16 protein-coding genes and 1 pseudogene are annotated in these 26,782 nt (G+C 68.2%); 10 read left to right on the top strand and 7 right to left on the bottom strand.

Features of this window, described 5'->3' with window-relative positions; genetic code table 11:
* Nucleotides 1-25: 25 nt before the first annotated feature.
* Nucleotides 26-2,005 (bottom strand): IniB N-terminal domain-containing protein, encoded by a 1,980-nt coding sequence (locus ACH438_RS20485; RefSeq protein ID WP_397007444.1) that lies wholly within the window; start codon nucleotides 2,003-2,005, stop codon nucleotides 26-28.
* Nucleotides 2,006-2,319: 314 nt separating this feature from the next.
* On the opposite strand from ACH438_RS20485, the gene ACH438_RS20490 reads away from it, so the two are divergent.
* From ACH438_RS20490 to ACH438_RS20515, 6 genes are all read left to right on the top strand, one after another.
* Nucleotides 2,320-4,191 (top strand): Hsp70 family protein, encoded by a 1,872-nt coding sequence (locus tag ACH438_RS20490; RefSeq protein WP_397007446.1) that lies wholly within the window; start codon nucleotides 2,320-2,322, stop codon nucleotides 4,189-4,191.
* A gap of 14 nt (nucleotides 4,192-4,205) precedes the next feature.
* Nucleotides 4,206-6,848, top strand: a complete 2,643-nt coding sequence (locus tag ACH438_RS20495) for a LuxR C-terminal-related transcriptional regulator (protein ID WP_397007448.1) — start codon at nucleotides 4,206-4,208, stop codon at nucleotides 6,846-6,848.
* Nucleotides 6,849-6,890: 42 nt separating this feature from the next.
* The gene (locus ACH438_RS20500; RefSeq protein WP_397007450.1) at nucleotides 6,891-8,042 is read left to right on the top strand and encodes a hypothetical protein; all 1,152 of its coding nucleotides are present in this window, start codon (nucleotides 6,891-6,893) and stop codon (nucleotides 8,040-8,042) included.
* 117 nt (nucleotides 8,043-8,159) lie between these two features.
* Nucleotides 8,160-9,551 (top strand): S1 family peptidase, encoded by a 1,392-nt coding sequence (locus tag ACH438_RS20505; RefSeq protein ID WP_397008192.1) that lies wholly within the window; start codon nucleotides 8,160-8,162, stop codon nucleotides 9,549-9,551.
* A 185-nt stretch (nucleotides 9,552-9,736) separates the two neighbouring features.
* Nucleotides 9,737-11,065 carry a S1 family peptidase gene (locus tag ACH438_RS20510; RefSeq protein WP_397008194.1) on the top strand — a complete coding sequence of 443 codons (1,329 nt, stop codon included), beginning with the start codon at nucleotides 9,737-9,739 and terminating at the stop codon, nucleotides 11,063-11,065.
* A 149-nt stretch (nucleotides 11,066-11,214) separates the two neighbouring features.
* The gene (locus ACH438_RS20515) at nucleotides 11,215-12,045 is read left to right on the top strand and encodes an NRDE family protein (protein WP_397007452.1); all 831 of its coding nucleotides are present in this window, start codon (nucleotides 11,215-11,217) and stop codon (nucleotides 12,043-12,045) included.
* A 227-nt stretch (nucleotides 12,046-12,272) separates the two neighbouring features.
* On the opposite strand, the gene ACH438_RS20520 is transcribed toward ACH438_RS20515, so the two are convergent.
* On the bottom strand, nucleotides 12,273-12,938 hold the full coding sequence (locus ACH438_RS20520) for a hypothetical protein (RefSeq protein ID WP_397007454.1): 666 nt from the start codon (nucleotides 12,936-12,938) through the stop codon (nucleotides 12,273-12,275).
* 436 nt (nucleotides 12,939-13,374) lie between these two features.
* Here ACH438_RS20520 and ACH438_RS20525 point away from each other — a divergent pair, with 436 nt between their 5' ends.
* Both ACH438_RS20525 and ACH438_RS20530 read left to right on the top strand, forming a co-directional pair.
* Entirely contained in the window at nucleotides 13,375-16,665 is a 3,291-nt protein-coding gene (locus ACH438_RS20525) for a (Fe-S)-binding protein (RefSeq protein ID WP_397007456.1), read from the top strand.
* Nucleotides 16,666-16,906: 241 nt separating this feature from the next.
* Nucleotides 16,907-17,668, top strand: coding sequence for a copper homeostasis protein CutC (locus tag ACH438_RS20530; protein WP_397007458.1), 762 nt, complete (start codon nucleotides 16,907-16,909; stop codon nucleotides 17,666-17,668).
* A 1,091-nt stretch (nucleotides 17,669-18,759) separates the two neighbouring features.
* Here the strand turns inward: ACH438_RS20530 and ACH438_RS20535 are convergent.
* The 3 genes and pseudogenes from ACH438_RS20535 to ACH438_RS20545 form a co-directional block, all read right to left on the bottom strand.
* A pseudogene (locus ACH438_RS20535) lies at nucleotides 18,760-19,989 on the bottom strand (YibE/F family protein); the annotation flags it as partial.
* A gap of 393 nt (nucleotides 19,990-20,382) precedes the next feature.
* Nucleotides 20,383-21,642 carry a pyridoxal phosphate-dependent aminotransferase gene (locus ACH438_RS20540; protein WP_397008196.1) on the bottom strand — a complete coding sequence of 420 codons (1,260 nt, stop codon included), beginning with the start codon at nucleotides 21,640-21,642 and terminating at the stop codon, nucleotides 20,383-20,385.
* 50 nt (nucleotides 21,643-21,692) lie between these two features.
* Entirely contained in the window at nucleotides 21,693-23,075 is a 1,383-nt protein-coding gene (locus tag ACH438_RS20545) for an XRE family transcriptional regulator (RefSeq protein ID WP_397007460.1), read from the bottom strand.
* A 281-nt stretch (nucleotides 23,076-23,356) separates the two neighbouring features.
* On the opposite strand from ACH438_RS20545, the gene ACH438_RS20550 reads away from it, so the two are divergent.
* Nucleotides 23,357-23,806 (top strand): hypothetical protein, encoded by a 450-nt coding sequence (locus ACH438_RS20550; RefSeq protein ID WP_397007462.1) that lies wholly within the window; start codon nucleotides 23,357-23,359, stop codon nucleotides 23,804-23,806.
* Nucleotides 23,807-23,956: 150 nt separating this feature from the next.
* On the opposite strand, the gene ACH438_RS20555 is transcribed toward ACH438_RS20550, so the two are convergent.
* Nucleotides 23,957-25,402 carry a molecular chaperone gene (locus ACH438_RS20555; RefSeq protein ID WP_397007464.1) on the bottom strand — a complete coding sequence of 482 codons (1,446 nt, stop codon included), beginning with the start codon at nucleotides 25,400-25,402 and terminating at the stop codon, nucleotides 23,957-23,959.
* 234 nt (nucleotides 25,403-25,636) lie between these two features.
* On the opposite strand from ACH438_RS20555, the gene ACH438_RS20560 reads away from it, so the two are divergent.
* The gene (locus ACH438_RS20560) at nucleotides 25,637-26,170 is read left to right on the top strand and encodes a YdcF family protein (protein WP_397007466.1); all 534 of its coding nucleotides are present in this window, start codon (nucleotides 25,637-25,639) and stop codon (nucleotides 26,168-26,170) included.
* A 1-nt stretch (nucleotide 26,171) separates the two neighbouring features.
* On the opposite strand, the gene dcd is transcribed toward ACH438_RS20560, so the two are convergent.
* The gene (dcd, locus tag ACH438_RS20565) at nucleotides 26,172-26,744 is read right to left on the bottom strand and encodes a dCTP deaminase (protein WP_397007468.1); all 573 of its coding nucleotides are present in this window, start codon (nucleotides 26,742-26,744) and stop codon (nucleotides 26,172-26,174) included.
* Nucleotides 26,745-26,782 lie beyond the last annotated feature (38 nt).

Here is a 26,782-nt window from a genome sequence, read left to right on the forward strand (position 1 = left end):
CGCCGATGCGGGCGCGTTCCCGACTTCACGAGTGCAAAATATCGCCGACGATATCCCCGGCCGGATGCGTCCCGAGATCGACATGCGTCCCACTGTCCCCGAACAGCCCCGCATCCCCTCCGGTCTGCACGGCACTCCCGAACAACCCGCCTTCCCCACCGCTCTGCACCCCACCCCCGAAAGCCTGCGAAACATCCACCCCCGCCCAAGGATTCGCCGGCGCCGCCACATGCACCCCCGCATCCCCCGCCCCACCAACGGAAGCATCCACCCCGGTAAGCCCACTCTCCAACCCACTCCCAACCTGCGCGCCAACCCCACCCGCAGCATCCCCGGCCCCCGCAAGCCCCGTCTCCAGCCCAGCCCCCACTTGACTTCCCGCATCCACCCCACCGGTCAGCCCAGCCCCCAAGTGCGTCCCGGCATCAACCCCACCATTCAGCCCCGCACCAACCTGCGACCCGAGATCCCCCACCCCATTCAGTCCGCTCTCGAGACCGGCGCCGAGCTGAGTCCCCGCATTCACCCCGCCACCAAGCCCGCTCTCCAGCCCCGCACCAACCTGACTCCCGGCACCCACCACACTGTTCAAACCGTTCTCAAGCCCCACACCCAACTGGCTCCCGGCATCCACACCACCCGCCAGCCCGGTCTCCAGCCCGGCCCCCAGATGCGACCCCGCATCCACAGCACCATTCAGGCCCGAACCCAGCTGCGACCCAACATTTGCCGTACCGCCCAGTTCGGTCTCCAGCCCCGCACCGAGTTGAGTTCCCGCGCCGACAGCAGAGTTCAGACCATTCTCGAGACCCGCACCCAACTGAGCACCCGCATTCACGCCACCGGCAAGACCCGTATCAAGTCCGGCACCGAGGTGCGACCCGGCATCCACAGCGCCGTTCAGCCCCGCACCGAGTTGCGACCCGAGATTGGCTGCGCCACCCAGTCCGGTCTCCAGGCCTGCGCCGAGTTGAGTTCCCGCACCCACTGCGGAGTTCAGGCCACTTTCGAGGCCCGCGCCCAGCTGGGTTCCGGCGTTGACGCCACCTGAAATGCCCGTGTCGAGTCCCGCGCCGAGGTTGGCGCCTGCGCTGATCGCGTTGTCCAGGCCGACATTCAGACCGGCTCCGATCTGGGTGCCGAGGTCCGCGCCGGTTTGGGTGGCGGCATTCACAGTTGCGGCCAGACCGGTGGAAAGGCCTGCGCCGAGGTCGGTTCCGAGGCCACCTGCTGCGCCGAGGGCGCTGGTCAGGCCGGTTTCGAGGCCGAGGCCGGCTTGGGCCGCGTTATCCACAATTGCACCAAGGCCTGTGGACAAACCTGCGCCGAGGTCGGCGCCGGCTTGTGCACCTGCATTCACAGCGGCGCCCAGGCCGGTGGAAAGGCCTGCGCCCAAATCGGTTCCGAGCTGGGCTCCTGCACTCGTGGCGGCGTTCACCGCGCCCTCGAGGCCCGCGCCCAGTCCGGCACCCGCGTTCAGGACACTATCCACAGCCCCGGTGAGTCCCGCACCGAGCGCGCCGTTCAACCCCGCGCCGAGGTCTGCTCCCGCGCCGAGGGCGGAGGACAGACCGAGATCCAGGCCGGTGCCGAGGCCCGCGCCCAAGGCTGCGCCGAGGCCTGTTTGGGCGCCCAGGCCGAGGTCGGTGCTGGTGGCGCCGCCGCCGTTCACTGCGCCGTTGAGGCTTGTCGATCCGTTGAGGCCGGCGGTGCCGTTCACACCGGTGGAGCCGTTGAGGCCGGTGTCACCGGACAATCCGGCGTTGAGGCCGGTGGAACCGTTCAGGGCGCCGTTACCCGCGGCAATGATTTCGGAGAGCTGCGAACCTCCGGCAACCAGGGCTGATTCGGCCACCATGGGGGCGCAGGCGGAAATATCCTCGGGTGTCACGTTTTCCAATCCGGCGGCGGCGAGGGCCTGGCCCGGGTTGGTGCAGTAACTGGCTGCGGCCTCGTGGTCCCGCAGCAGGTTGAGGATGAACTCGAGAATTGCGTTGGGGCTCATGATGAATCGTCTCCTGGATGGGCGGGCCCCGCTGACCCGCGCTGCTCGAATTACCTTTCACGTTAGGAACGCGACCCGTTACGCCGAAACGGGGTGAACTCCCCCCGATCCACCGACACGCCCATACGGGGCAAGGCGGGCATTAGGGGAATTTCCCCAAACCTGAGCCCGGAACGGTAACGACCATCCCCCGGCAACCGACAGGTCCCGTAGGCCACCCGGCCGACGGCACCGTTACGCACAAATCGGACCGAACAGCTTTCTCAAGGCGCGCGATTCACCCGGCGCGTGTTTCGAATGACAGGGGAACTCGAATGAGTCAGGGGCTGGCGCTCGGCATCACCGTCGGGACGTCGAACACGGTGGCCGTGACGACTTCGGGGGGACAACGCAAGCTGCACATCCGCCCCAGCATGCTGGGCGCCGAACAGGAACTTCCGGAGAGCTTCCTGTCCCGGGTCGGGGACCCCGTGGACATCCGGACCAGAGACGGATCCGCTGTTCGCGCAGCGGATCTGGTGGCCGCGGCGGTAGGCCGTGCCGTGGACGACACCGGCCCCGCCGCTTCCATCGTCGCCTGTTACCCGGCCTGGTGGACCCAGCACACGGTGGAGGTGCAGCGCACCGCGCTGACCGCCGCCGGCCTGGACAGTGTGGCCCTGGTGCCGGAACCCACCGCCGCCATGCGCTGGCTGCAGGAAGTGCACGAATCCAGCCACGACGGCGCCATGGCGGTATACGACCTGGGCGCAACGGGTTTGACGGTATCGGTGGCCCGTACGGGCGCAATGTCCGGATTACTCGGCGAGCCGATCCACTCCACCACGGTGGCCGGCGCCGAATTCGATCTACTCACCCTGCGTTTCGTGCTCGGATACGCCATCGGTGAAAAGGATTTCGATCCTTTCGACCCACTGGTGGAACAAGAATTGACCGCATTGCGTGACCGCTGCAGAAATGCGAAGGAAACTCTCTCCAAAAACACAGCGACCGTGGTCCCGGTCCGGCTACCGGGCAGCGCCCCCGTCGATGTCCGCCTGGTCCGCGACGAAGTGGAAGACCTGTACCGCGAATCCCTGCTCGCCTCGGCCGACCTGGTCCGCGAGGCCGTCCGCCGCGCCGGCCTCACCCTGGCCGACCTGGACGGCGTCCTGCTCACCGGCGGCGGCGCGGCCATGCCGCTGGTCACCGAACTCATCTCCACCGAGATCGGGGTGCCGGTGGCCGCCGCCTCCGATCCGGCCCATCTGAGCGCGCACGGCGCGGCCCTGCTGGCCGCCGACCTGCTCGCCGACACCACACCCACCGAAGCGCACCCGGCCCTCGGCGCGAGCGGCCTGCCGCAGCGGGTGAAGGGCACGCCGCTGCCGCAGACCATCCACAGCCTGCGCACCGGCAGCACCGAACGCTACGGCGCGAACCGCGAAACACTGGGTACCAACCGGCATCCGATCACCGACGCGACCGCACGTACGGGCTCCCTCGGCACGAATACCGCTGCGGGTGAAGCGAACACCGGACTCGCCGGGGCGGGCGCCGACACGGCCCGTGTGAATGGGCGCACGAACAATGCTGCGGCACAGGCAGGCACTGCCGGTCAGGCGGATTCCCGCACCCCCGGCGACAAACCGGGCACGGCCGGGCGGACCCGAGCACTACCGATGCTGCCCGCGGACGAGCCCCCGAGCGGATTCACCCGCTGGCGCAGAGTGGTGATCGCGGGCGCGGCGGTGGTGGTCCTCGCGGGCCTCGGCGCCGGTGGTCTCGCCCTCGGCACCAGCAGTCACACCGCGACCACGAAAACGCCTGCGGCGCCCACGACCTCGGTACTCGCGCCCGCCCCGAACGCCGGCACGACCACCGCCCCGAATGCCCCGGGCGCGACCACCATGCCCGGTCAGCCCGCGGCAAGCGTTCCGGGCGTGCCGTCCACGGCCCCGATCGCCGCCCAGCCGAACAACGGGCAGTCCGCGCCGCCGGGTCAGCCGGATGCCGGCGCGCCGCAACAGCCTGCGCAGCAACCAGATCCGGGTCAGCCCGCCCCGCAGCAGCCCGCGCAGCCTGCCGCGCCGCAGTTGCCGTCCGTGCAGGCGCCGACCGTCCCGCCCCTGCCCTCCGTCCCGACCGTCCAAGCTCCCAATCTGAACCTGCCCTCCGTGCAGCTCCTCCCCAAGTCCGGCGGCTGAAAGTCGAGTTCTTCGTGATAGGCAATACCCCGGTCGCGCTGGACTCGCTCCCGTGCGCACGAGAGATCTTCCGTGAGCTCGACTCCGAAGATTCCGCTCCCTCGCTCCATCTCGTCCGGGGCCGTTCCGGCACCGGCAAATCCACGCTGCTGTCCGCGCTCCGCTCCCGCCTGCGTGCCCGCGGCATCGCCTCGACCGACAATCCCCGGCACCTGCAAGGGGCCGGGACCGCCCGGATGGCGCTGGTCATCGACGATGCGCACGCCCTGAGCGCGGACGCCTTCGAAATGCTGTGCGTGGCCATCGAATCCGGCGCCTGTACGGTGGTGCTCGCCACCCGTCCCCAGCCGCACGACCCTCGACTGCGCAGGCTCACCGATCTGGTGGCGCGGCGCGGCCGCGTGATCGACCTGCGTGCGCTGGGCGTCGCCGAAATCGCCCCGTTCGCACGCGAATTGGGCATGATGGTGCCGCGCGGCCTGGCGCAGCACATTCACCGCCAGACGGCCGGTATCCACGGCGGTGTGGTGGCCGCGCTCACCGCGGCCTGCGCGACCCGCCTGGAAGCCGGTGTGAGCGCCGTGGACGACGCGGTGGCGGCCTGGGCGCGCGCCCGCCTCGACGACGCCGACCCGGACCTGCTGGACACCTTCGTGGTGGCCGCGATCGGCGCGGGCCTGGACACCGGCGAACTCACCGAAGTCCTGGACCTCACCCCCACGGCCGCACAGGATCTGGTGGACCGCGCCCGCGGCAGCGCCCTGGTCACCGACGCCGACCTCCTGCTGGCACCCGCCGTCGCGCCCCTGCGCACCCTGGTGGGTGACCGCCGCTATCTGAGGGTGCAACGCCGCCTCCTGCAGGCCCGCCTCGACGCCGGTCTGCTCCGTGACCACACCGCCCTGCTCCTCGCCGAATCCGGTGTCCGCGACCCGCGCCTGGCCGAATTCCTCTGCGCCACAGCAGAGAAGGCAGGCGAGGAAGCCATCCGCCACTACGCGGCCGCCGCGTCAGCCGGCGCCGACCGCAACACGATCGCGGTCCGCTGGGCCGACGCCGCCGCCCGCTCCGGCGATTTCGACGCGGCCCTGCGCCTCGCCGAACCCGCCCTGGCCCGCCCCGGCGTCCCCCCGGCCGAATTGGCCGCCGCCGTCCGCATCTGCGCCGGCGTCTGGACCCGCCGCGGCCTCACCACCCGCGCCGCACAGCTCTACACCTGGCTCGGCCCCGACCGCGTAGGCCCCGACTGGGCAGTAGCCACCACCGCCCTCTACCTCGCGGGCGACGCCGACCCCGCCACCGCCTTCTCCGTCGGCGCAACCCAATGGCCCACAACGGAAGCCACCGCCCGCGCCGGCCAGATCGCCCACGCCCTAGCCGATTCGATCACCCCTGATGGTGCGCCCGTTGTCGACTCCTCGACCGACGAGAGTGACACGGCTACCAGGGCTTTCGCTGCGGCGGCAGGGGCCGCGACAGCGCAGCGGATGGTTTCGGTGTGGGGGACGGACGCGCGGCGGAGTGCGGCGCTGGCGGCGGCTTCGCATCTGATTCATGCGACGCATGCCGGGGTGGCGCCCGGGGAGGACGGCGGGGATCGGGTGCTGCCGTGTTCGGCGGTGTCGATGGCCGTGTTGTTGTGCCTGAGCATGGGGGAACCGCGGCGGGCGGCGGATGCGCTGCGGAATGTGGCGGTGGATCCGCAGTCGGCGGTGCTGACGGCGTGGGTCGCCATGTTGGGCGGGGATGAGCAGTCGGCGCAGGCGATCATGTCGAAATTGGATGTGGGCGTGCTGGATCCGCGGGATCGGCTGCTCGCGCACGGGGTGATCGTGGGATTGGCGCGGCGCGGCGGCGATCACACGACACTGACACTGGCCTGGCAGGCCGCCTATCCGCTGTTCGACGAGGTGGGCGCGGATCTGCTCGCCCTGCTGCCCATCGGTGAACTCTGGCTGGCGGGCATCCGGTTGCGCGACGAGGGCCGGATGACCGCGCTGGTCGACGCCGCCGGCGAGCTGCTGCGGCGGCTCGGCGATCCGCCCGCCTGGTCGAATGCGTTCCACTGGTACGCGATTCAGGCCGCCATCGCCCACGAGAGCCCGAACGAGCTACTGCCGCACGCACATCGGCTGAAGGCCGCCGCTGCGGCCGGCGATCCGCAGGCGGCCGCGCTGGCCGACGCGGGCCGCACCTGGGTGCTGGTGCTGCGCGGCCAGGTGGACCGCGAGCAGGTGGAGGCGGCCGTCGCCCGGCTGGCCGGTCTCGGCCTCAGCTGGGATGCCGCCCGGCTCGCCAGCGAGGCCGCTCTCGCCGCCGGCGATTCGGCGACCGCGACCGCACTGCTCAAACTGGCCCGCACCGTCCGCGCCCGATCCCGCCCGCCGGAACCGCCCGTGCGCCCGCCTGCTCCCGCGCCTGCGCAGCAGCCCCGCCCGGAACCGCTCCCGGAAACGGTGCTGAGCGAGCGGGAACGCGAGGTCGCGGAGCTGGTCCTGCTGGGTTTGACCTACCGTGAAATAGGCGCGCGACTGTATATATCTGCCAAGACCGTCGAGCACCACGTGGCGCGGATAAGACGCCGGATCGGTGCCGGGTCGCGTTCGGAGTTATTGTCAATGCTCCGCGCCATGGGACACGGTTCACTGCTCGTGTGACCGCGCGGTGAGAACCCGGACGCACCGAGTGAGGTAACCAGGATGGCCACTGGGGTGGGCCTGCGGATCGCAGACGACGAGTCCGTCGTCGCTGTGGTCACCGGCGACGACGCCACACTCCCGGTGCACTACATCGTGCGCGAGTCGGTCCTGCACATGTCCGACGACGGGGATGCCGTGCTCGGCGGCCCGCAGCCGGACGGATACACGCATTCCATCACCGGTTTCGTGGGCGCGGTCGGCGATCCGGCGGGCCTGCCGGTGGACGACGGCGAGGCCTACCGGGCCGAGGATCTGATGGCGACGGCCGCCTTCTGCCTGATCAATCTGGCGGCCGATCACCTGAACGGCCCGGCGGAGTTCTACGCCACCCATCCGACCGGCTGGTCCGAGGCCCAGGCCCGTTCCCTGCGCGAGGCCCTGGACTACCTGGGCCTCAAGTCCCTGGTCCTGGTCAGCGAACGCGACCTACCCCAGCCGGACGAGGAGGCGGGCAAGTCGCTCGCCTACAACGCGGCCCGCGCGGCCCTGGCCGCGGTGCTGTCCACACCGGCCGGCCTCACCCCGCCCGATGCCACGGCCTCGACCGTGAACGCCGCCGACGTCACCGATGTGCTGCCCGCGGTCCCGGCGTCGATGGTGGCCGCGCAGGCGTATTCGGCGGCCGTCCCGGCGGTCACCACCTCCGAACCGGAGGTAGACGGCGCGGCCGACCCCGCCGCGTCGGCCCCGGCCAAGTCCGCGCGCGGCCCGTACTTGATCGCCGCCACCGCAGCCGTGCTCGGTTTGCTGCTGGGTGGCTTGGGGGTGGCCGCCGTGTTGCGCCAGCACGAGGACACTCCAGGCCCGCCGCGCGGTGAGGTCCGCCCGGAACCTGATGCGAACGCCGGGGTGCTGCCGCCCCTGCAACCGCAGGGTTCTGGCTCGGATTCGACGACCCCGCCCGCGCCCGTGGCCGAATCGCCCGCACCGGAGACGAGCAGCGATCCGCCGCCGGTCACCACCACGCCGCCGCCCCCTCCCCCGCCGACCACGATCACGCCGCCGCCGGCGACCACCCCGCCGCCGACGCGCACCACGCCGCCCACCACGACGGTCCCGCTGCCGCCGATCTACCGGTATCCGCCGGTGCCCAACTTCGATTACCCCGTGCCACCCGTGCTGCAAGACCCGTGGGGAATGACTCCTCAGTGATTTCGTAGGGACCTTCGGAGGTTTGTGCCCTAAAGTGATGCGCTGACCGGTGTTCCGCAAAGTAACCGGCTCGTCGGTCTGCTGGGCGCACTACGAAGGGACTCCATGCGCAAGTTCATGGCACGGCGCGGCGCGACTCGAAATGCACAGTGCGGCGAGACTCGCAGAGCACCGCGTGCCGCGGTCCGGGCAGCCACCGTCGCTTTCGCTTCGACCGTTCTCGCCGGCCCCCTGCTAGCTGCGCCCGCCATGGCGGAACCGGCGACCCCCGATCAGCTTGCCGCGGAGAATCTTCCGCCCGAACTCGTGACGGCCATCCAGCGCGATCTGAAGATGTCCCCCGCCGAATATCTGGACCGGGCCGCGCGGGCCCAGCAATTGCGCGGCTACGCAACGGAATTCCGCTCGCAGCGGCCCGACGAGTTCGCCGGCGCCTGGCTCGGCCAGGACGGCAAACCCGTCATGGCGGTCACCTCGGTGGATGCGGCGAAGATCGTCGCCGCCGACGGCTATCAGACCCGCCTCGCACCCATCAGCGCCGACAATCTCGAAGGCTCGATGGATCAGCTGAACAAGTGGATCGCCGGACTGCCGCGAGAAATCTCCAGCGCCATCAACAATGTCGCCATCGACTTCCTCAACAGTCAGCTGGTGCTCAGCGTCGCCAACACCCCGGCGGGCCATCTGCTGAACCTGCCCACGCTGATCGCGAACATCAAGGTGGTGCTGTCCCCGGACGCCGGTGGCCCGGTCGAACATCGCCCCATGGGCGGTGACACCTACATCAGCGCGCCGACCCCGCTCAACGATCAGTTGCAGAGCGTGGATGTGTGCTCGTTCGGATTCAACAGTGTGGACTCGGCCGGTAATGCGCTGAACATCAGTGCCGGTCACTGCAATCCGAATATCGGCAAGAGCGACGACAGCGCCAACGTCTATCTGCCGAATGTGCACAACCTGATGTCGAGCCCGCAGCTGGGCACCTTCGTGAGTTCCACGCTCGGTGGCCGCAGCGCGCTGGATTACTCGGTGATCAAGCTGAACGACGACGCGGTGAAGGCCGGCATGGATCAGCCGTCGGTGCGCGGCGCCAACGGCACCACGCTCACCGTCACCGGTGTGGCCGATCCGATCACCGGCGCGCCGATCTGCAAATCGGGCCAGTCCTCCACGTTCACTTGCGGTTTCGTGGTGGCGGACCGGGTGGAGACGCAGCTGTACACGAGCGAGGGCCAGTCGAAGACGGTCCGCGGTTTCGCGTCCAGCGCGTGCACCCTGGGTGGTGACAGTGGCGGCGCGATCGTGTCGGGCACGCTGGCGCTCGGCATCACCAGTGGTTCGAATGCGGCCGACGCGCCGAACTGCAACGAAGCCAATACCGCACTGGCGCAGTACGGTGGTACCGCTTCGCTGGGTATTCCGATCCGCGACATCCTCTCCGATATCGACGCCAATTCCGGCGGCGGACTCGGCAGTGGAATTCAGGTCCGGACCCGCGCGAACGCCTGATTTCCCTGTTCAGGCATCGCGGTTCCGGAATCTCGCGACGCCTGAACAGGCCAACCGGACGACACGGACTTCCAGCCGGTTTCGGACATCCTGGCTGTTTGCCCTGTGAATACCGAAAAGTCACCTCACAATAAGTAGGCATAACGGGCCCGACACCATATAGTCGCCTCATGCTCCTGCCACGTATGCGCAAATACTCGCCTGCCGTGAGCCGTCCCTCACGGTCCCTAGTCCGCACAGCCGCGATCGCAGCCACCGCGCTGCTCGTGACCGGACCCCTGGCGGCGAGTGCGCACGCGGAGCCCGCGGCCCCGGCCGCCCCCAATCTGCCGGCCGAATTGATCCAGGCCATCCAGCGCGATCTCAAGATCTCCCCCGACGACTACCTCGCCCGCGCGAACCGCGCCCAGCAGGTCGCCGCCTTCGCCACCACCGCCCAGCGCCAGTTCCCGGACGCCTTCGGTGGCGCCTGGCTCGACGAAGCCGGTAAGGCCATCGTCGCCGTCGCGGGCGGACAGGACGCCGACGCGGCCCGTAAGGCCGTGCAGGACGCCGGCTTCACCGTCAAGGACGTCGCCAAGAGCGAAACCACCCTGCGCAGTGAGAAGAACGCCTTCCAGACCTGGCTGCAGGGCCAGCCGTCCGATGTGGCGCAGGCCGTCCGGGGCGTGGCCATCGACACCGTCAACAACAGCGTCGCGGTCCGCGTGGACCACACCGGCATCCAGCTGCCCGGCTTCATCGACCCCGCGCACGTGGTGACCATGTCGGTCCCCGCCGCCGGCGACGACTCGGACATCAAGCAGGCCACCCCGATCGCGCAGCAGGGCCCCGGCCCGCTGGCCGCCGGTGACGCCTACGCCTCGGTGGCCGGCCGCATGCAGCTGCGCTGCTCGCTCGGCTTCAACGGCACCGACGCCTCCGGCGCGACCGTGAACATCACTGCGGGACACTGCAACCCGAACATCGCCGCCACCCCGGGCGCCAACTCGCCGGGCGTGTTCACCATGGTCAACCAGGACACCCTGGGCGCCCAGGTGGGCACCTTCCAGAAGTCGGTGCTCGGTAACGAGGACTACTCGATCGTCTCGATCAACGACAGCGCGCAGGGCGCCTTCAACAACAACCTGGTGCGCGTTCCGGGCGCGGCGCCGGTCGCCATCACCGGCGTGGCCGTCCCCGTGGTCGGCGCTCCGGTCTGCAAGTCGGGCTGGCGCACCGGGTTCAGCTGCGGCGTGGTGAACGCCACCGACCAGACTGTCCAGGTCGGTGACCGCCTGCTGGCGCAGTCCTTCTCCATGAACATCTGCGCCCTGCCCGGCGACTCGGGCGGCCCGATCGTGACCGGCACCCAGGCCCTGGGCATCTCCAGCGCCTCCACGGTCGCCGACTACCCGATCTGCGAGATCCCCAACATCCTCGGCCTGCTGACCGGCAACCCGCCGCAGCTGTTCGCCCAGCCGGTGACCACGGTGCTCTCCGACAACCCGGGCCTCCGCGTCAACGGCGCGTAATCCCCGAATCACGGTAAAGGCCGGTAGCCATTGCGCTGCCGGCCTTTTCGTTTACGTCCGGGGTTCGGGGTTCGCTGGCAGTATTCGGGCGGTGTAGAGCCGTCTGTCGGGCATGGGTCGCGCCGGGCCGGGTGCGGCATGCTGTAGGTATGTGTTTGGTGCTGCTCGGGTGGCGGGCGCATCCGGAATATCGGTTGATCGTCGCCGCCAACCGGGATGAGTTCTTCACCCGCCCAACGGAATCGCTGCGCTGGTGGGATGAGGTGCCGGGATTGCTGGCCGGGCGGGATCGAGGCGCGGCGGGGCCGATGCCGGGCACCTGGCTGGGTGTCGCCCAGAATTCGCACCGGTTCGCCACCGTCACCAATGTGCGCGGGCCCGTGCGCGCCGATGCGCGCTCACGCGGGGCGCTGCTCATGGATTTCCTGCGCGGCGACAGCGGCCCGGAGAAGTTCGCGCGCGGCGTCGCCGCCGCACCCGACGACTACAACGGGTACAACCTGGTGATCTCGGATCTGGAAACGCTGTGGTGGCACAGCAATCAGAGCGAGCGGACGCCCCGGGAACTCCCGCCGGGCTTTCACGGCCTGTCCAACAGCGCCGTCGCCGGCACACTGCAAGCCGACGGTGAGGTCACCACCGGCACCGCGGACGCGGCCTGGCCGAAGGTCCGCGACGGGGTGCGAGCGCTGCACGCGGTCGTCGAATCCGATCCCCGCGACACCGAGGCCTACCTCGCCGTCCTGGCGAGCCGGGTACGCGCCACGGACGCGGAACTACCCGACACCGGCCTGAGCCGCATGAGCGAGCGCGCGGCCTCGTCCCGCTTCGTCACCCACCCGCTGCACGGAACCCGGTGCAGCACCGTACTACTCGTGCGCGAGGACGGGACGTTCGAGATGACCGAGCGCACCTTCGCCCGTTTCGGGCGGCGGCTCGGCACCGTGTCCTACCACGGCCGCATCGAACTTCCGGCCTAGAGAACAATGGCCCACCCGGTGTACGGGCGGGCCATTGGGAGTCCGACGGTTACGCGCCGCCCCAGGTCGCACAGCTGGCGGCCGGACCGCTCGAGAGCGTACACAGGGTCCGCAACAGGGCAAAGAGCATCGACTGTATGCCGGTCATGAAATTCTCCAGAATTCGAGTTGTCGTTAGAAATAGTCTCCGGTCAGCCCTTTCGGGCACGGCCGACTGATCGCAATGATCAGTTCATATTGGCGTCGGCCCACTTGGTGGTGCCGTCGGGTGCCTGCATGGTCTGCAGCAGGTCGATGCCCGCTGCGACAAGGGTCGGGCCACCCGCACCGATGGTGCCGAGGATGCCGCCGATGCCAGCGCCGGCGACCAGGCCTGGGATGCAGCCGGCCGGGATGGTCACGATGCAGCCGATGATCGCGCCGACCGCCGTGCCGACGAAACTACCGATGCCGACGGCCAGACCGAACTTGGTCGAGAAGTCGTTCATCGCGCGCTGGTTCTCGAGCGGGGAAGCGATGTCCTTCAGCACGGGAACCGGTGCGACCTGCATGGGCTGGGCAACGGGAGCCGCCGCGGGCTTGTCCGGGGTCACCTCGAGAACGGTGTTGTCGCTCTTGAGATCCGACTTCACCGGGATATCGGTGCCCGCCATCTTGAAGTCCAAGGGGAAGGACATGACCGTCGCGCCCGAGGTGTCCTTGACATTGACCACCGTCTGCTTGGGGTCGTCGGGCGTTGCGCCATCCTGCTGCGCGAGTTCGAACGTGCCGTTCTTCAGCGTGGACACGACAGTCTTGGTGTCCTGTCCGTTCGCGTCCTTGGCGTCGACCATCTTGGTCGAGTAAGCGATGTCCGCAGGCTTGGCGGGATCATCGGCGTGGGCAGTAGACATCCCAACGGTCATTGCGCCTATGACCAGGGCAGCCGCCGCAGTGGTGCTGCGAAGCTTCATTCGGTTGTTTTCCAATCCGTCATCAGGTAATCCGCTGTGCGCTTCTTCGCCACGCGAGGCCCGGCTTCCCTCGGGCCAGCCCACGCGCTAGGACGAGTCCTCCCCGAGCATGTGAAGACGCGCACAGCTGTCGGACAGCGTGAGCCTAGTCGATCACATTACGATTTGCGAGATTCCTTTCTTTCCGCAGGACAACGGGTTTCGAAGTAAGCCTGCCCTTTGTTATGGGCGTGATTTGCCGGGATTTACGGTGTGGGAACACCCTGGACAGGTAAGTTACCGGCGGGTAACTTACTGTCCATTAGGATACGAGCCAACCCGGGCAGGACCAGGCTGCCCGCACCGGAGCTCGTAGAACCGTAAGAGAGGTCGCGACATGAATGCCCTGACAGTGACGCTGGGCACGATTGGGGCGGTGCTCAGCCTTGTGGCTTGGGCATCGTTCATCGGTGGCGCGTCGAACATCGTGCGCACCATCATGGTCGGTCAGTCCGCACCCGATCGGTGGCGGCCGTTCTTCCCCCGCTTCAAGCAGATGCTGATCGAATTCATCGCGCATACGCGTATGAACAAATTCCGCACTGTCGGCTGGGCCCACTGGCTGGTCATGATCGGCTTCCTTGCCGGTATGCAGTTCTGGTTCGAGGCCTACGGTCAGACCTTCAAGCCCACCTTTGCGTGGCCATTCATCGGAAATACCTGGTGGTTCCACCTGGGTGACGAGATCCTGGGCATTGCAACCGTTGTCGGCGCGCTGGTCCTGATCGTGATCCGCCAGCTCAACCACCCGCGCGTGCCGGAGCGGCTGTCCCGATTCAGCGGTTCCAAGTTCTCCGCCGCCTACACCATCGAAGCCATCGTGCTGATGGAAGGCATCGGCATGATCTTCGTGAAGGCCGGCGTGCTGGCCCTCGAAGGCGAATACCACTGGACCGACTTCCTCACCGGCCCGATCTCCGAACTGCTGCCCGCGAACGTGACCATGGTGTCGATCTTCGCGTTCATCAAGCTCGTCTCCGGTATGGCGTTCCTCTTCTTCGTCGGCCGCAATATGACGTGGGGCGTTGCGTGGCACCGACTGTCGGCCTTCTTCAACATCTACTTCAAGCGTGAGGACGACGGCAGCGTCGCCCTGGGTGCTGCCAAGCCGATGATGTCGGGCGGCAAGCCGATCGAGATGGAGACCGCGGACCCGGACAACGACACCTTCGGTGTCGGCAAGTTCGAGGACTTCGCGTGGAAGGGCATTCTCGACTTCACCACCTGTACCGAGTGTGGCCGCTGCCAGTCGCAGTGCCCGGCGTGGAACACCGGTAAGCCGTTGTCGCCCAAGCTGTTGATCATGTCGCTGCGTGACCACGGGTACGCGAAGGCTCCCTACCTGCTGGCCGGCGGCCGGAAGGATATGGGCGGGGACGAGATCGGTCTGGTCGACAAGGACGGCAAGCCGAACGAGCGTGCGCTGAACCAGATTTCGGAGGCCGCGCGCGCGGAGGCCGAGCGGCCGCTGGTCGGTGGCGAGGATGTGCACGGCATCATCGATCCCGAGGTGCTGTGGTCGTGCACCACGTGTGGCGCGTGTGTGGAGCAGTGCCCGGTGGATATCGAGCATGTCGACCACATCATCGATATGCGCCGCTACCAGGTGCTGATCGAGTCGGAGTTCCCCTCCGAGCTGGCGGGTCTGTTCAAGAACCTGGAGAACAAGGGCAATCCCTGGGGTCAGAACGCCAAGGACCGCCTGAACTGGATCTCCGAGGTGGACTTCGAGATTCCGGTGTTCGGCAAGGACGCCGACAGCTTCGACGGGTACGAATACCTGTTCTGGGTCGGCTGCGCAGGCGCGTATGAAGACCGCGCCAAGAAGACCACCAAGGCCGTCGCCGAGCTGCTCGCGACCGCGGGTGTGAAGTTCATGGTGCTCGGTCAGGAAGAGACCTGCACCGGTGACTCGGCGCGCCGCGCGGGTAACGAGTTCCTGTTCCAGCAGCTGGCCATGCAGAACATCGAACTGCTGAACTCGGTGTTCGACGGTGTCGAGCAGGCCAAGAAGAAGATCGTCGTCACCTGTGCGCACTGCTTCAACGCGCTCAACAATGAATACCCGCAGGTGGGCGGCAATTACGAGGTCGTGCACCACACCCAGCTGCTGAACCGCCTGGTGCGGGCCAAGTCGCTGATCCCGGTGTCCCCGGTCGCGCAGAACGTCACCTACCACGACCCCTGCTACCTGGGCCGGCACAACAAGATCTACAACGCGCCGCGTGAGCTGATGGAGGCCTCGGGCTCGACCCTGGTCGAAATGCCGCGCCACGGTGAACGTTCCATGTGCTGTGGCGCCGGTGGCGCGCGCATGTGGATGGAAGAGCAGCTCGGCAAGCGCATCAATATCGACCGCGTCGACGAGGCCCTGGACACGCTCAAGGGCGGCAACGAGCCGTCCATGATCGCGACCGGCTGCCCGTTCTGCCGCGTCATGCTCACCGACGGTGTCACCGCCCGCAAGGACGGCGGCGAGGTCGGCCAGGGCGTCGAGGTCGTCGATGTCGCCCAGCTGATGCTGCAGTCCATCGACCGCGTCGACTCCTCGGTCCTGACCGAGAACCTCAAGGTCATCCAGCAGCCCAAGGTCGAAGAGCCCGAACCGGTCTCGGAACCCGAGCCCGCCAAGGCAGAGGCGGCTGTGGCCGAGGCGACCGCGGAAGCCGCACCGAAGGCTCCGGCCGGTGGTGGCCTGGGCATGAAGGGTGGCGCGAAGGCTCCCGGCGGCAAGGGTCTGGCTATGAAGGGCGGCCTCAAGGCCCCCGGTGCCAAGGCTGCTGCTCCGGCCGCAGCCGAAGCGGCCCCTGCCGCCGAGGCAGAGGCCGAAGCGACGGCGACCCCGGCTCCGGCCAAGGGTCTCGCCATGAAGGGCGGCCTCAAGGCCCCCGGCGGCAAGGGCCTCCAGATGAAGGGCGCAGCCAAGGCCCCCGGCGCGAAGGCTGCCTCCGACACCACGGCAACAGCCTCGGACCCGGCAGCCTCGGCCTCCGCCGAATCCGCTTCGGCCCCGGCCGAATCCGCGGCGGAGACCCCCGCGGCCCCAGCCGCCAAGCCGGGCGGTCTGGCCATGAAGGGCGGCCTCAAGGCGCCGGGCGGCAAGGGCCTTCAGATGAAGGGTGCCGCGAAGGCGCCGGGCGCCAAGCCCGCCGCCCCGGCCGAATCGACTGCCGCTCCGGCCGCTCCGGCCGCTCCGGCGGCGGCCCCGGCCAATTCGGCCGCGGCTCCGGCGGATTCGGCCCCGGCCGAGTCGGCTCCCGCCCCGGCGGCCTCCGCGACCGCGGAATCCACTGCGACAGCGGCCACCGAGGCCAAGCCGTCCATCGCCCCCAAGGGTCTGGCCATGAAGTCCGGGCTGAAGCGCCCCGGCCCGAAGGCCCCCGGCGCAGCGGCCCCCGTCCCGGCGGCGCAGACCGAGGCTCCCGCGGCCCCGGCCGAATCCGCTCCGGCAGAGCCCGCCGCCCCGGCAGAGCCTGCTCCCGCCGACTCGGCCCCGGCCGAACCCGCTGCCGAAGCCAACGGCAGCAACGCCAATGGCGAGAACGGCACCGCCGCGACCCCGCCGACCGCCAAGCCCGGCGGCCTCGGCTTCAAGTCCGGTATGAAGGCCCCGGGCCGAAAGAACTGACAGCCGAACACAAGAGATGAAGGGCGCGCCTACCACCGGTAGGCGCGCCCTTCCTCATCCGCCACATCCCGGCCCCACAGAACGCGCGAAAGGGGTCGAGTGGCACCTGAGCGTGACGTTCGCCGAGTGGGTATCGCGGTCAGGTACCACTCGCGGTTGCGGGGGCGGGTTTCGGGAGGTGGGAGGCGGATCGGCTAATGCGGGGCAACATTCTTGGGCGGTTTCGCCCATACTGCAAGGTATGACGGATGCGCGGGCGGTGCGGGTGGAGATCGGGGTGGAGTCGCTGGGCGGGGTGCGGATCGCGGATGCGGCGGGGGCCACGCGGGTGGAGTTGTGCAGCGGATTGTCGGTCGGCGGGCTGACGCCGGGGGCCGGGCTGGTCGATGCGGCGGTGCGAGCGGCGGGGCATACCGAAGTCCATGTGCTGATCCGGCCGCGACCTGGTGATTTCCGGTATTCGGCCGAGGAGGTCGAACTGATGAAGACCGACGTCGTGCGAGCGCGCGAGCTGGGGGCCGACGGAGTGGTGATCGGCGTACTGGACGAGGCCGGGAACGTGGACGCGGCGGCGAACTCGGAATTACTCGGCGCGGCCGAGGGTATGGAAGTCACCTTTCACCGGGCATTCGATGTCTGTACCGACCCCTACGCGGGCTTCGATCGCCTCCTGGAACTGGGTTTCACCCGGCTACTCACCTCGGGCCGCCAGGTCTCCGTACTCGACGGCGCCGCCCTGATCGGCCGCCTGGTATCACTCGCCGACGGCCGCATAGATGTCATGGCCTGCGGCGGTCTCCGCGCCGACAATGCGCGCCGCGTAATCGAACTGACCGGCGTACGCGATCTCCATGCCGCCGTACGCATCCCAGTACCCGGCATGACGCAATCCGACAGCGAAGTATCCTTCGCCGAATTCGGCGTCCCCGGCGGCTTCGATCACTTCCAAACCGACGCCGCCGGCGTCACCGCCCTCTGCGAGGCAGCCCACTTCACCGCATGAGACCGCTCACAGCCTGAATCTCCCTGCCGGACAGCCTTACCCGGCTACTCGGGCCGGGAGTGGCGTCCGCCGCGGGGCGGTTCGGGGGGCCAGGGCGGGTCCTGCCGGCCGGTGGCTTCCGGCCAGGACGGGTCGTTGCCCGGCCAGGCGGGGTCGTGGCCGGACCAGGAGTCGTCGTCATCGGTCCAGGCGCGGTCGTCTTCGGCCCAGGATTGATCGTCCTGCGCCCATGAGCCGGTGTTGTGCTGTTCGGGGAAGGGATCGCCCTGGAACCAGGAGCCGCGGGCGCTGTTCGGGTCCGGCCGCTGCGGGTTCGGCTGCACCACACTGGTTCTCGGGACGGTCGGCGGTTCGCCCGAACCCGAGACGGTGGGGTACGGGCCGCTGTGGGGCTGGGAGCCGGTCCAGGTGGGCGGGTACTCGTCGCTGCCGGGCTCGTATGGCGCCTGCTGCACTCGAGGCTGTGATCCGCTGTGCGGCGGCTGCGCCCCTGGATTGGGCGGGTACGGCTGTGCTCCCTGGGGTTGCGCGCCCGGCTGTGCACCGTACTGTTGCGCACCCGGTTGCGTCCCTGGCGGTTGTGAACCTGGCTGCGGCACTTGGGGTTGTGAGCCGGTATTCGGCACGGCCGGGTGTTCTCCGGTGTGCGACAACACCACGGATGCTCCGGTCCATGGCGCGGAGAGTTGTTCGCCGCTGTCGGGTCCGGTGTCCCGGCGTTGTGATCGCGGCTGGGCTCCGGTGCGCGGGACGGCCGGTTGTTCGCCGCTGCGCCCGGTTTGCGAATCTCGCCGCGCCCCACCGGTTTGCGGGTCTCGCGGTCCGCCGGTGCGTTCGTCGCCGCGTAGTCCCCCGGACTGTGCGCCACCGCGGACCGCGGGTTGTGCGCCGGTGCGGCGGGCGCCCGTGCGACCCGGATTCTGTTGCGCCGCATCGGTCCGGGGGTATCCGGCGCCGCCGCGCCCGCGGGCCATGCCGCGGCGCGGGCCGCCGGCGAGGGCGAGTTCCTCTTCGTCGTCGTATTCGTCTTCGTCGTCGTATTCGTCTTCGTCGTCGTATTCGTCGTCATGGTCGTGGTCGTCGTGGCCGCCGGAGCCGAAGGGCCGGGCGAGCAGGACTGCGATGACCGTGGTGAGCGGGACGGAGAGGGCGAGGGCGATGCCGCCGACCGCGGAGCGCGCGATCTCGATCCCGACCGCGTCCCCGGTCAGCACATCGCGAATCGACCGTCCCGCCACGCTGAACAGCAGCAGCAAGGGCAGTGCGCCACCGGCGTAGGCGAGCACGAGGGTGTAGACGGTACTGGCGATGTGATCGCGTCCCACACGCATGGCCGCGGCGAAAATGCTGCGGCGCGAGGCGTGTTTGTCCAGTTCGGCCAGTTCGAAGGCGGCGGAGGCCTGGGTGATGGTGACATCGTTGAGCACACCGAGCGAACCGATGATGAAGCCCGCCAGCAGTAGTCCGGTAATGCTCACGTGCTGCAGGTAGGTGGCGACATTGGTGTTCTGTTCCTCGGACAACCCGGTCAGATGGGTCATCTTCAAGGCCACCCAGGACAGCGCCGCGCCCACGATCATCGAGGTGAGCGTGCCCAATAGCGCTGAACTGGTGCGCAAGTTGACGCCGTGCGCGAGATACAGCACCGCGTAGAGAATGATCGCCCCCGCGACCAGCGCCACCGGTATAGCGGGTTTCCCGTCCAGCATGGCGGGCAGCAGGAATCCGACCAGCACCCCGAAGGCGACCACCAGCCCGAGCAGCGCACGCAAGCCGCGCCATCGCGCCACCACGATCACCACGACCGCGAAGACACCCACGATGATGCTCAACGGCATCCCGCGCGAATAGTCGTCGAACGAATACAGCGGCGCCCCACTGGGATCGTTCTGCCGCACCAGCCGAATGTGATCTCCGGCGGAAAGCTCGGGTTGTCCTGGCCCGGGCGCGATTTCGAGCAGTGTGAAACTGCCCTTCGCGGGCCCGGATTCGATGCTGACGATGCTGCGCTGGCAGTTGTATCCATTGGTGCGCGGCAGCAGCGGCTGATCGGTGAATGTCTTGCCCTGCGAAGGACTTCCGCAGGCGCCGATGTCCTGTTTCACGACGGTGCCGGCTTCGGTCTGCACGGCGCCGCCGCCCTGGTTCTGCATGGGCAGCGGGATGTCGATGTGCTGGTGGCTGGGCCACAACCAGATCAGTCCCCCGAGCACCACCACGGCGATGACCGCGAGCAGCCCGATGACCACGCGTTTTGCGTTGGCGCCGATCGCGATGGGTCCGGAATGGTCGTGGTGGTGATGGTGGTGGTGATCGCTCACTGGGCGAGCCTAAAGGAAAACCGTTTTTGACATGCTGAGAGGTTCTTGGCAACCATTTCGGCTCGGGGTAATCGCATCGAATGTCCGGAAACGGAGAGGGCGAGCAGCCGAATGGGAGAAAAAGTGGGAGGGGGCGGCGGAGAGCAGGGGGATGTCTCCGCCGCCCGGGTGCCAGCGGCCCAGGGGGGGTAGGCGGCTGACACAGGGCCGGACGAACCAGGGGGGTAGTTGGTCCGGCCTGGGCACTCTGGGTGCCGAGGACCACTGTACACAAAAGACGGTTCTTTGCGCTAGCTAAGTCTCTAAAAACCGACCTTTTTCGTACTCACGGTCTGTTTTGGTCGAGGTCACACCTGCGCCAGGAGGAAAACTCCGCCTGGCGCTGACAGGACATTACTGCCGGTACGAGGCCAGGAAATTGCCGAACCGCTCGATCGCGACCGACAGATCCCGCGCCCACGGCAGCGTCACGATCCGCAGGTGATCATGGTGCGGCCAGTTGAACCCGGTGCCCTGCACCATCAGGATCTTCTCCTGCAGCAGCAGATCCAGCACCAGCTTCGAATCATCGTGGATCGCATGCACTTCCGGGTCCAGCCGCGGGAACGCGTACAGCGCACCGCGCGGCTTCACGCAGGACACGCCCGGAATCGTATTCAGCTTCTCCCAGGCCACATCCCGCTGTTCCAGCAGCCGGCCGCCGGGCAGCACCAGATCGTCGATGCTCTGATGCCCGCCCAATGCCACCTGAATCGCATGCTGCGCAGGCACATTCGGGCACAGGCGGGTGGAGGCGAGCAGGTCGATGCCCTCCAGGAACCCTGCGGCGTGATCCTTCGGGCCGGTGATGACCAGCCACCCGGACCGGTATCCGGCCACCCGGTACGCCTTGGAGAGACCATTGAAGGTGAGGCACAGCAGATCCGGTGCGAGCGTCGCCAGCGAGACGTGCTTGGCGTCGTCGTAGAGGATCTTGTCGTAGATCTCGTCGGCCAGCAGCAGCAGATTGTGCTTGCGTGCCAGGTCCACCACCTGCTGCAGCACCTCGGCCGAGTACACCGCGCCGGTCGGGTTGTTGGGGTTGATCACGACAATGGCCTTGGTCTTGCCGGTGATCTTGGATTCCATATCGGCGATGTCCGGCTGCCAGCCGTTCGACTCGTCCGATAGGTAGTGCACCGGCGTCCCGCCCGCGAGCGAGGTCATGGCCGTCCACAGCGGATAGTCCGGCGCGGGGATGAGCACCTCGTCGCCATTGTCGAGCAGCGCCTGCATGACGATGGTGATCAGCTCGGAGACGCCGTTGCCCAGGTAGACGTCGTCCACATCGAACTTCGGGAAGCCGGGGACCAGCTCGTACCGGGTGACGATGGCCCGCCGTGCCGGGAGGATGCCCTTCGATTCCGAATACCCCTGCGCGTACGGCAGCGCCGCGATCATGTCGCGCATGATCACGCTCGGCGCATCGAACCCGAACGGCGCCGGATTGCCGATGTTCAGCTTGAGAATCCGATGCCCCTCGGACTCCAGCCGTGCCGCGTGCGCGTGTACCGGACCCCGGATCTCGTAGAGAACGTTCTGGAGCTTGGTGGACTGCTCCAGGACACGCGGGGACCTGTGCGGAGGGTGACTGGGGGCGCTCACCCGATCAATGGTGCCATTCGCCCGCAATCCGAATTTTTCAGCGCGACGTATCGGTGTCCTCAGTGCGCGGTTTCGGGCGGGATCACGCCTTTGACGGCGGTGGATCCGCAGAACTCCTCTATACGTTCGTCCAGTTCCCTCGCTTCCGGGGCGTCGCGGAACTGCGGACTGGCCAGTCGCCGGCGTAGGACGGTGAGCCGTTCCTCCAGCTGGGCGATGCGTTTGTCCTCGTCCAGTTCGAGCACCGGCTCGAGTGCCTCGGTCGCGCCGTCGAGACTGCCTTTGATCAGGTGCGCGGCGGCGCTGTCGATGCGGGCGAGGGCTTCGGCGCCGTAGGAGCGCTTCTCCGTCGGGCCGCTGGCGTAGAGCTCGATGGCGCGGCGGGTCGCCTGTAGTGCCTGTTCGGCCTGGCCGAGGTGGATGTAGGTGGCGCCCGCGTAGTAGTGGCTCTTGGGTTCGTTGAATCCGAAGACGCCGCCGACCTCGTCGTGCAGGGAATCGCTGGCCTCGCCGTCGCGCGCCTCGTGCGCGGCCTGGATGCAGCGTTCGGTGTCCTGGGTACTGCCCAGCCGCGACCAGATGCGGGCCTCGATATTGAGGAGCCGCACCTTGGAGGTCGCGGATTCCGCGTACTGATGCCCGTTCTGGGCGAGGACCACGCCGCGCCGCGGACGGTCCGACCGATATTCGATGAGCGCCTGCATGCCGCGGGTCCAGGCCCGTAACCCGTTGTGCCCGCACAGTTCGGCGTAAGCCCAAGAGGCCCTGGCCTGTTCGCCGGCCGCGTCGAAATAACCGAGATCGTTGGAGGCGTTGGCGAGCAGCCCGGACAAGGTGCCGGCCAATAGATACAGATGTGAGGTGTCCACCGGACGTTGGTGACCCTCGAGCAGCCGGTAGACGCGGCGGCGCACCCGCAGCATCTCCACCATCATCGGTACCGGCGGTACGTGCACGTAATCGTTCGCAATGCGTGTGACATCGGCATCCAGCTGTTCCAAGGTGGTGGCACCCACATTGGTGCTTTCTGCCCTGCCGGCATGCTCACTCGCTTCATGGGCAGCCGCCATGATCAGATCCCTCTCCGAAATCGCCGCTAACGCATCGCCCCTCATTGCACCCGTGTCGACGAGTGCCAGCAGTTCCGCGTCGCTGGAATAACTGGCCTGCGCCGCCGCGCCGTACGACACATCGGACACACCGTGCCGCGCATCGGAAACGCCTTGGCGCACATCGAGACCGGGTACGGTGGGGCGGTCGATCAAGGGCTGCTCGATCAAAGCCGCGAACCGTGCCCGCACAACATCGTCGGACCGGGCCAGGGATGTATCCAGCGCGGCCTGGTTGATGGGCCGGGGATGCACCCTGGCGCCCCCGGCCTCCCATTTCGAGACCAGGCGTTCGTGCACACCGAGATGCGCCGCGAACTCCCGGATACTCATCCGCTTGGCATCGCGGAGGGCCCGGGCCTCTTTGCCTGACCACTGCCGGACCACGACGTCATCCCTTCCGAACGAACTCCGATGTCCAGGGTACGAGCGGGAAGTGGCCACGGCCACAACCGAAACCTACCTGTCACCAGCCTTAATGCGGATCGGTAATGGAGTTGTTCACAGCTCCGCCCGCAGAGACAGCGGAAAGGCAGCGTAAGGGGGGCGTGGGGGCGTTTTCACATCACGCTCACCGGCGGGACCCTGGAGTCAGCGGCCGAGAGGCGGGGATTGTGAACGCGGACAAGCTCAGAACCGTCGAGGATTGGGTGGCGTACTACCGGCACGAATTCGGACTCGCGGTCGTGGAGCGTGGCGGGTTCGTCATGCTTCCGGTCACGAATCACGTCGGCGTCGTGCATCTTCCGGTGCGGCGGGCCGAAAAGGTCCGTGCCGCACTGCAGAACCAGCAGCAGTCGGGGCCCATGCTGGCCCGCCAGATTCGCTGGAGTTTCCTCGCCGAGCCGGATTCCCGCCCCGGAGAACAGATCATGGAGGTACTGAACCGCCTGGATATCGGCATTCCCGCGGTCGGCAGCGCCGTCATGCTCCCCACGGGGCTGGGCCGCTGGACCCGCGAGGGATGTCATTGGGTGACGCCACCCACCAAGGATTCGAAGCTCCCACCCCTGTCGGCCATCATTACGACAGCTCTGGCGGTGGGAACCGGAAGCGAGGACTGAACGCAGCCGGTCCTCGCACACCGGCGCGGGGCACGCGCCGGGCCCACCGGGTCCGCCCCTTTCTGGCAGTCGACGGGGCGGACTCGGCGGGTGAACGGACAAATCACCCAAAGGATTCGGCGCGAATTCTGCTCGGCCGACAGACCGGAATCAGTTACCCGGCGGGGCCGCGGGCGGGAACAGCGGCGGCAAGGTCGGCACCACGACGGGCGGGAGGCCCGGGATGATGGTGATCGTATTGGGACCGGGCGGCGGTGGCGCGGTCGTCGTGGTCGTCGGGTCGTAGCGCGGCGGCGGCGCGGCCAGCGACTCGTTGGTGACGTCGGTGGTGGGAGAAGCGGCCGCCGTGGTGGTGGCGGCGGGATGCGTGCTGGTGGCCGACGGAGACGTGGTCGCCGCATCCGAACTCTGTGAATCATGTTGCAGCACTTGCGGTCCCCAGCCCAGGGTGACGCCGATGGCCGCGACCACGACCAGCGCGGCGACCGTCACCCCGGCAATGCTGACCTCGCGCCGGCGGCTGAACTTCTCGACCGCCCCGGGTCCGGCCAGCCAGGACGGTGACGGATCCGGCGGTAGCTGAAGATCATCGGCCGCGGCCGGGAAGGGTGCGGCGGCGGGCCGCTGCTGCACCGGCCGGGCCAGCAGTGCGGCGCCGCGGGCGGCCACCGTCTCGGGCGCGGACGGCACCACCACCGGTACGCCCAGCCAACGCCGTAAAACCCTTGCCACCAGCGGAATCTGAGCGCAACCGCCGATCACGGCGACGGCCTGGACGGGTTGCTCGGAACGCAGGATCACATCGCGCGCCATGCGGGCGGAGGACTCCACGGCCAGCATGATCAGCGCCTCGAAGTTCTCCTGCGAGAGCAGCACCAGCCCCTCCGGCGAGGGCAGCGCGACCGCGCTGCTGCTGGAGAGCTGTTCCTTCGCGGTGCGGCACAGGGCATCCAGTTCGATCAGCCCGTCGTGCCCCTCCGGATGAGCGATCCGCCCGGACGCGATCTGCTGTTCCCGGATCAGCGCATCCAGGTAATCGCCACTGATATCGCTGGTCCGCTCGCTGAAGCAGATCTGCCGGGTGGCGGTGTCCAGCACCGTCACCGATAGGCCGGACGCGCCGAGATCGTAGAGCGCGACGGTGCCGAAGCCGGGCCCCGGCAGATGCTGCGCGAGGTCACCCGAGTATTCGAGAAACTCCAGCGCCGCAATCACATCCGGCACCAGCTCGTAATTGGTGACCTGCCGGCGCGCCAGTTCGGCGCGCAGCGCGCGGGCATGCTGTTCGTCCCGGTAGGAGATGGCGGTGGCGGCGATCCGCGGATCGGCGGCCACCAGGGCGCCGATGGCGTCGGCCGCCAATTCCTCCACGCGCCGATCACCTGTCGGCACGGCCTGGATATCGAAGGCGTCCGGCCCGGCGAAAGGCCGCTGGCCACGGCCGGAATCGTTTCCGGGGCCGAAGGGATTCGGGGCGCCGGAGAAGGCATGAGCGCCACGGGAATCGAAGGCAGGGGTGTCGGCGGGATTCGCGGTCTGCGGGCGTGCGACGCGCACGGCGCCCGCCCCCAGCGAAACTCCCAGTACCGAACTCATCTGCTGCCCATCTCGTTTCCACACTCCCCGAAGCGCAGAAAGGACGAACTGCACACTCGGGGGTGGAGTCACTGTACCTGTCGCCGCCACCTTACGACGTGGCGAGCCATCCGTACACCCGGCATCGGCATCCGATCCGGGTCCTGCCGGGGCCTCGCTCTGAAACCCTCACCGCACCGGCGGCGGAATCCCGGCTCCCGGGCCACCGGGCGCGGCTCACATAGCATCGATGGGGTGCGAAAACACCGTCGCGCCTGGATGACCGCCATTCTCGTGGCCATTGCCGTGTTCGTGGCGGCACTGTGGCCGGTCTATGTGCGCCCGCGCGTCGACACGCCGGAACACGCCGACGCCATCCTGGTGCTCGGCGGCGCGCACGACGGACGGGAGGAACTCGGGCTGCGGCTGGCGCACGAAGGCTACGCACCGCGGGTCCTGATCTCGAACCCCTACGACCACAGCGAACTGGTGAACCGAATCTGCCACGGCGGCTACAGCTTCCAGGTGGAATGTTTCGACCCGAATCCGCGCACCACCCGCGGCGAGGGCCGCTACCTGGCCGAACGCGCCCGCGAGGAGGGCTGGCGGCGGGTGCTGGTCGTCACCTTCACCCCGCATATCTCCCGGGCCCGCCACATTCTCGGAAAGTGCTGGCAGGGCGACATTCTCATGCTGGACGCGCACCCGCGGATCGGCCCGCTCCGCTGGGCCTACCAGTACCTTTACCAGTCGGCCGGGTATCTGAAGGCCGTGTTCGAGGACTGCTGAATCAGTTCTGCGACTGGAAGTTGAGGTAGGCGCGCGACGGCGTCGGCCCGCGCTGGCCCTGGTACTTCGAGCCGGCCGCGGCGCTGCCGTAGGGGTTCTCCGCCGGACTGGTGAGCCGGAACAGGCACAGCTGCCCGATCTTCATGCCCGGCCACAGGGTGATCGGCAGGTTCGCCACATTCGACAGTTCCAGCGTGATGTGCCCGTTGAAACCGGGGTCGATGAACCCCGCGGTCGAGTGCGTGAGCAGGCCGAGCCGCCCCAGACTGGACTTGCCCTCCAGCCGTCCGGCCAGATCGTCGGGCAGGCTGCACACCTCGAGCGTGGAGCCCAGCACGAATTCGCCCGGGTGCAGCACGAACGGCTCCCCCGCGGTGGGTTCCACCAGCGTGGTCAGCTCGTCCTGCCGCTGCGCGGGATCGATATGCGTGTACCGGGTGTTGTTGAACACCCGGAACAAACTGTCCAGCCGCACATCGATGCTCGACGGCTGCACCAGCTTGTCGTCGAACGGGTCGAGCCCGAGACGCCCAGCGGCGATCTCCTTGCGGATGTCGCGATCGGAAAGCAGCACTGTGTCATTTTGCCCTCCGCTTCGCTCCGGGCGGTTCG

The organism is Nocardia sp. NPDC020380, assembly GCF_044386975.1.
Classification (GTDB): domain Bacteria; phylum Actinomycetota; class Actinomycetes; order Mycobacteriales; family Mycobacteriaceae; genus Nocardia.

Coding starts and splice junctions, on each gene's coding strand:
- ACH438_RS20485 (WP_397007444.1), bottom strand. CDS start 2,005: ATGAGCCCCAACGCAATTCTCGAGTTCATCCTCAACCTGCTGCGGGAC.
- ACH438_RS20490 (WP_397007446.1), top strand. CDS start 2,320: ATGAGTCAGGGGCTGGCGCTCGGCATCACCGTCGGGACGTCGAACACG.
- ACH438_RS20500 (WP_397007450.1), top strand. CDS start 6,891: ATGGCCACTGGGGTGGGCCTGCGGATCGCAGACGACGAGTCCGTCGTC.
- ACH438_RS20505 (WP_397008192.1), top strand. CDS start 8,160: ATGGCACGGCGCGGCGCGACTCGAAATGCACAGTGCGGCGAGACTCGC.
- ACH438_RS20510 (WP_397008194.1), top strand. CDS start 9,737: ATGCGCAAATACTCGCCTGCCGTGAGCCGTCCCTCACGGTCCCTAGTC.
- ACH438_RS20515 (WP_397007452.1), top strand. CDS start 11,215: ATGTGTTTGGTGCTGCTCGGGTGGCGGGCGCATCCGGAATATCGGTTG.
- ACH438_RS20520 (WP_397007454.1), bottom strand. CDS start 12,938: ATGTCTACTGCCCACGCCGATGATCCCGCCAAGCCTGCGGACATCGCT.
- ACH438_RS20525 (WP_397007456.1), top strand. CDS start 13,375: ATGAATGCCCTGACAGTGACGCTGGGCACGATTGGGGCGGTGCTCAGC.
- ACH438_RS20530 (WP_397007458.1), top strand. CDS start 16,907: ATGACGGATGCGCGGGCGGTGCGGGTGGAGATCGGGGTGGAGTCGCTG.
- ACH438_RS20545 (WP_397007460.1), bottom strand. CDS start 23,075: ATGAGTATCCGGGAGTTCGCGGCGCATCTCGGTGTGCACGAACGCCTG.
- ACH438_RS20555 (WP_397007464.1), bottom strand. CDS start 25,402: ATGAGTTCGGTACTGGGAGTTTCGCTGGGGGCGGGCGCCGTGCGCGTC.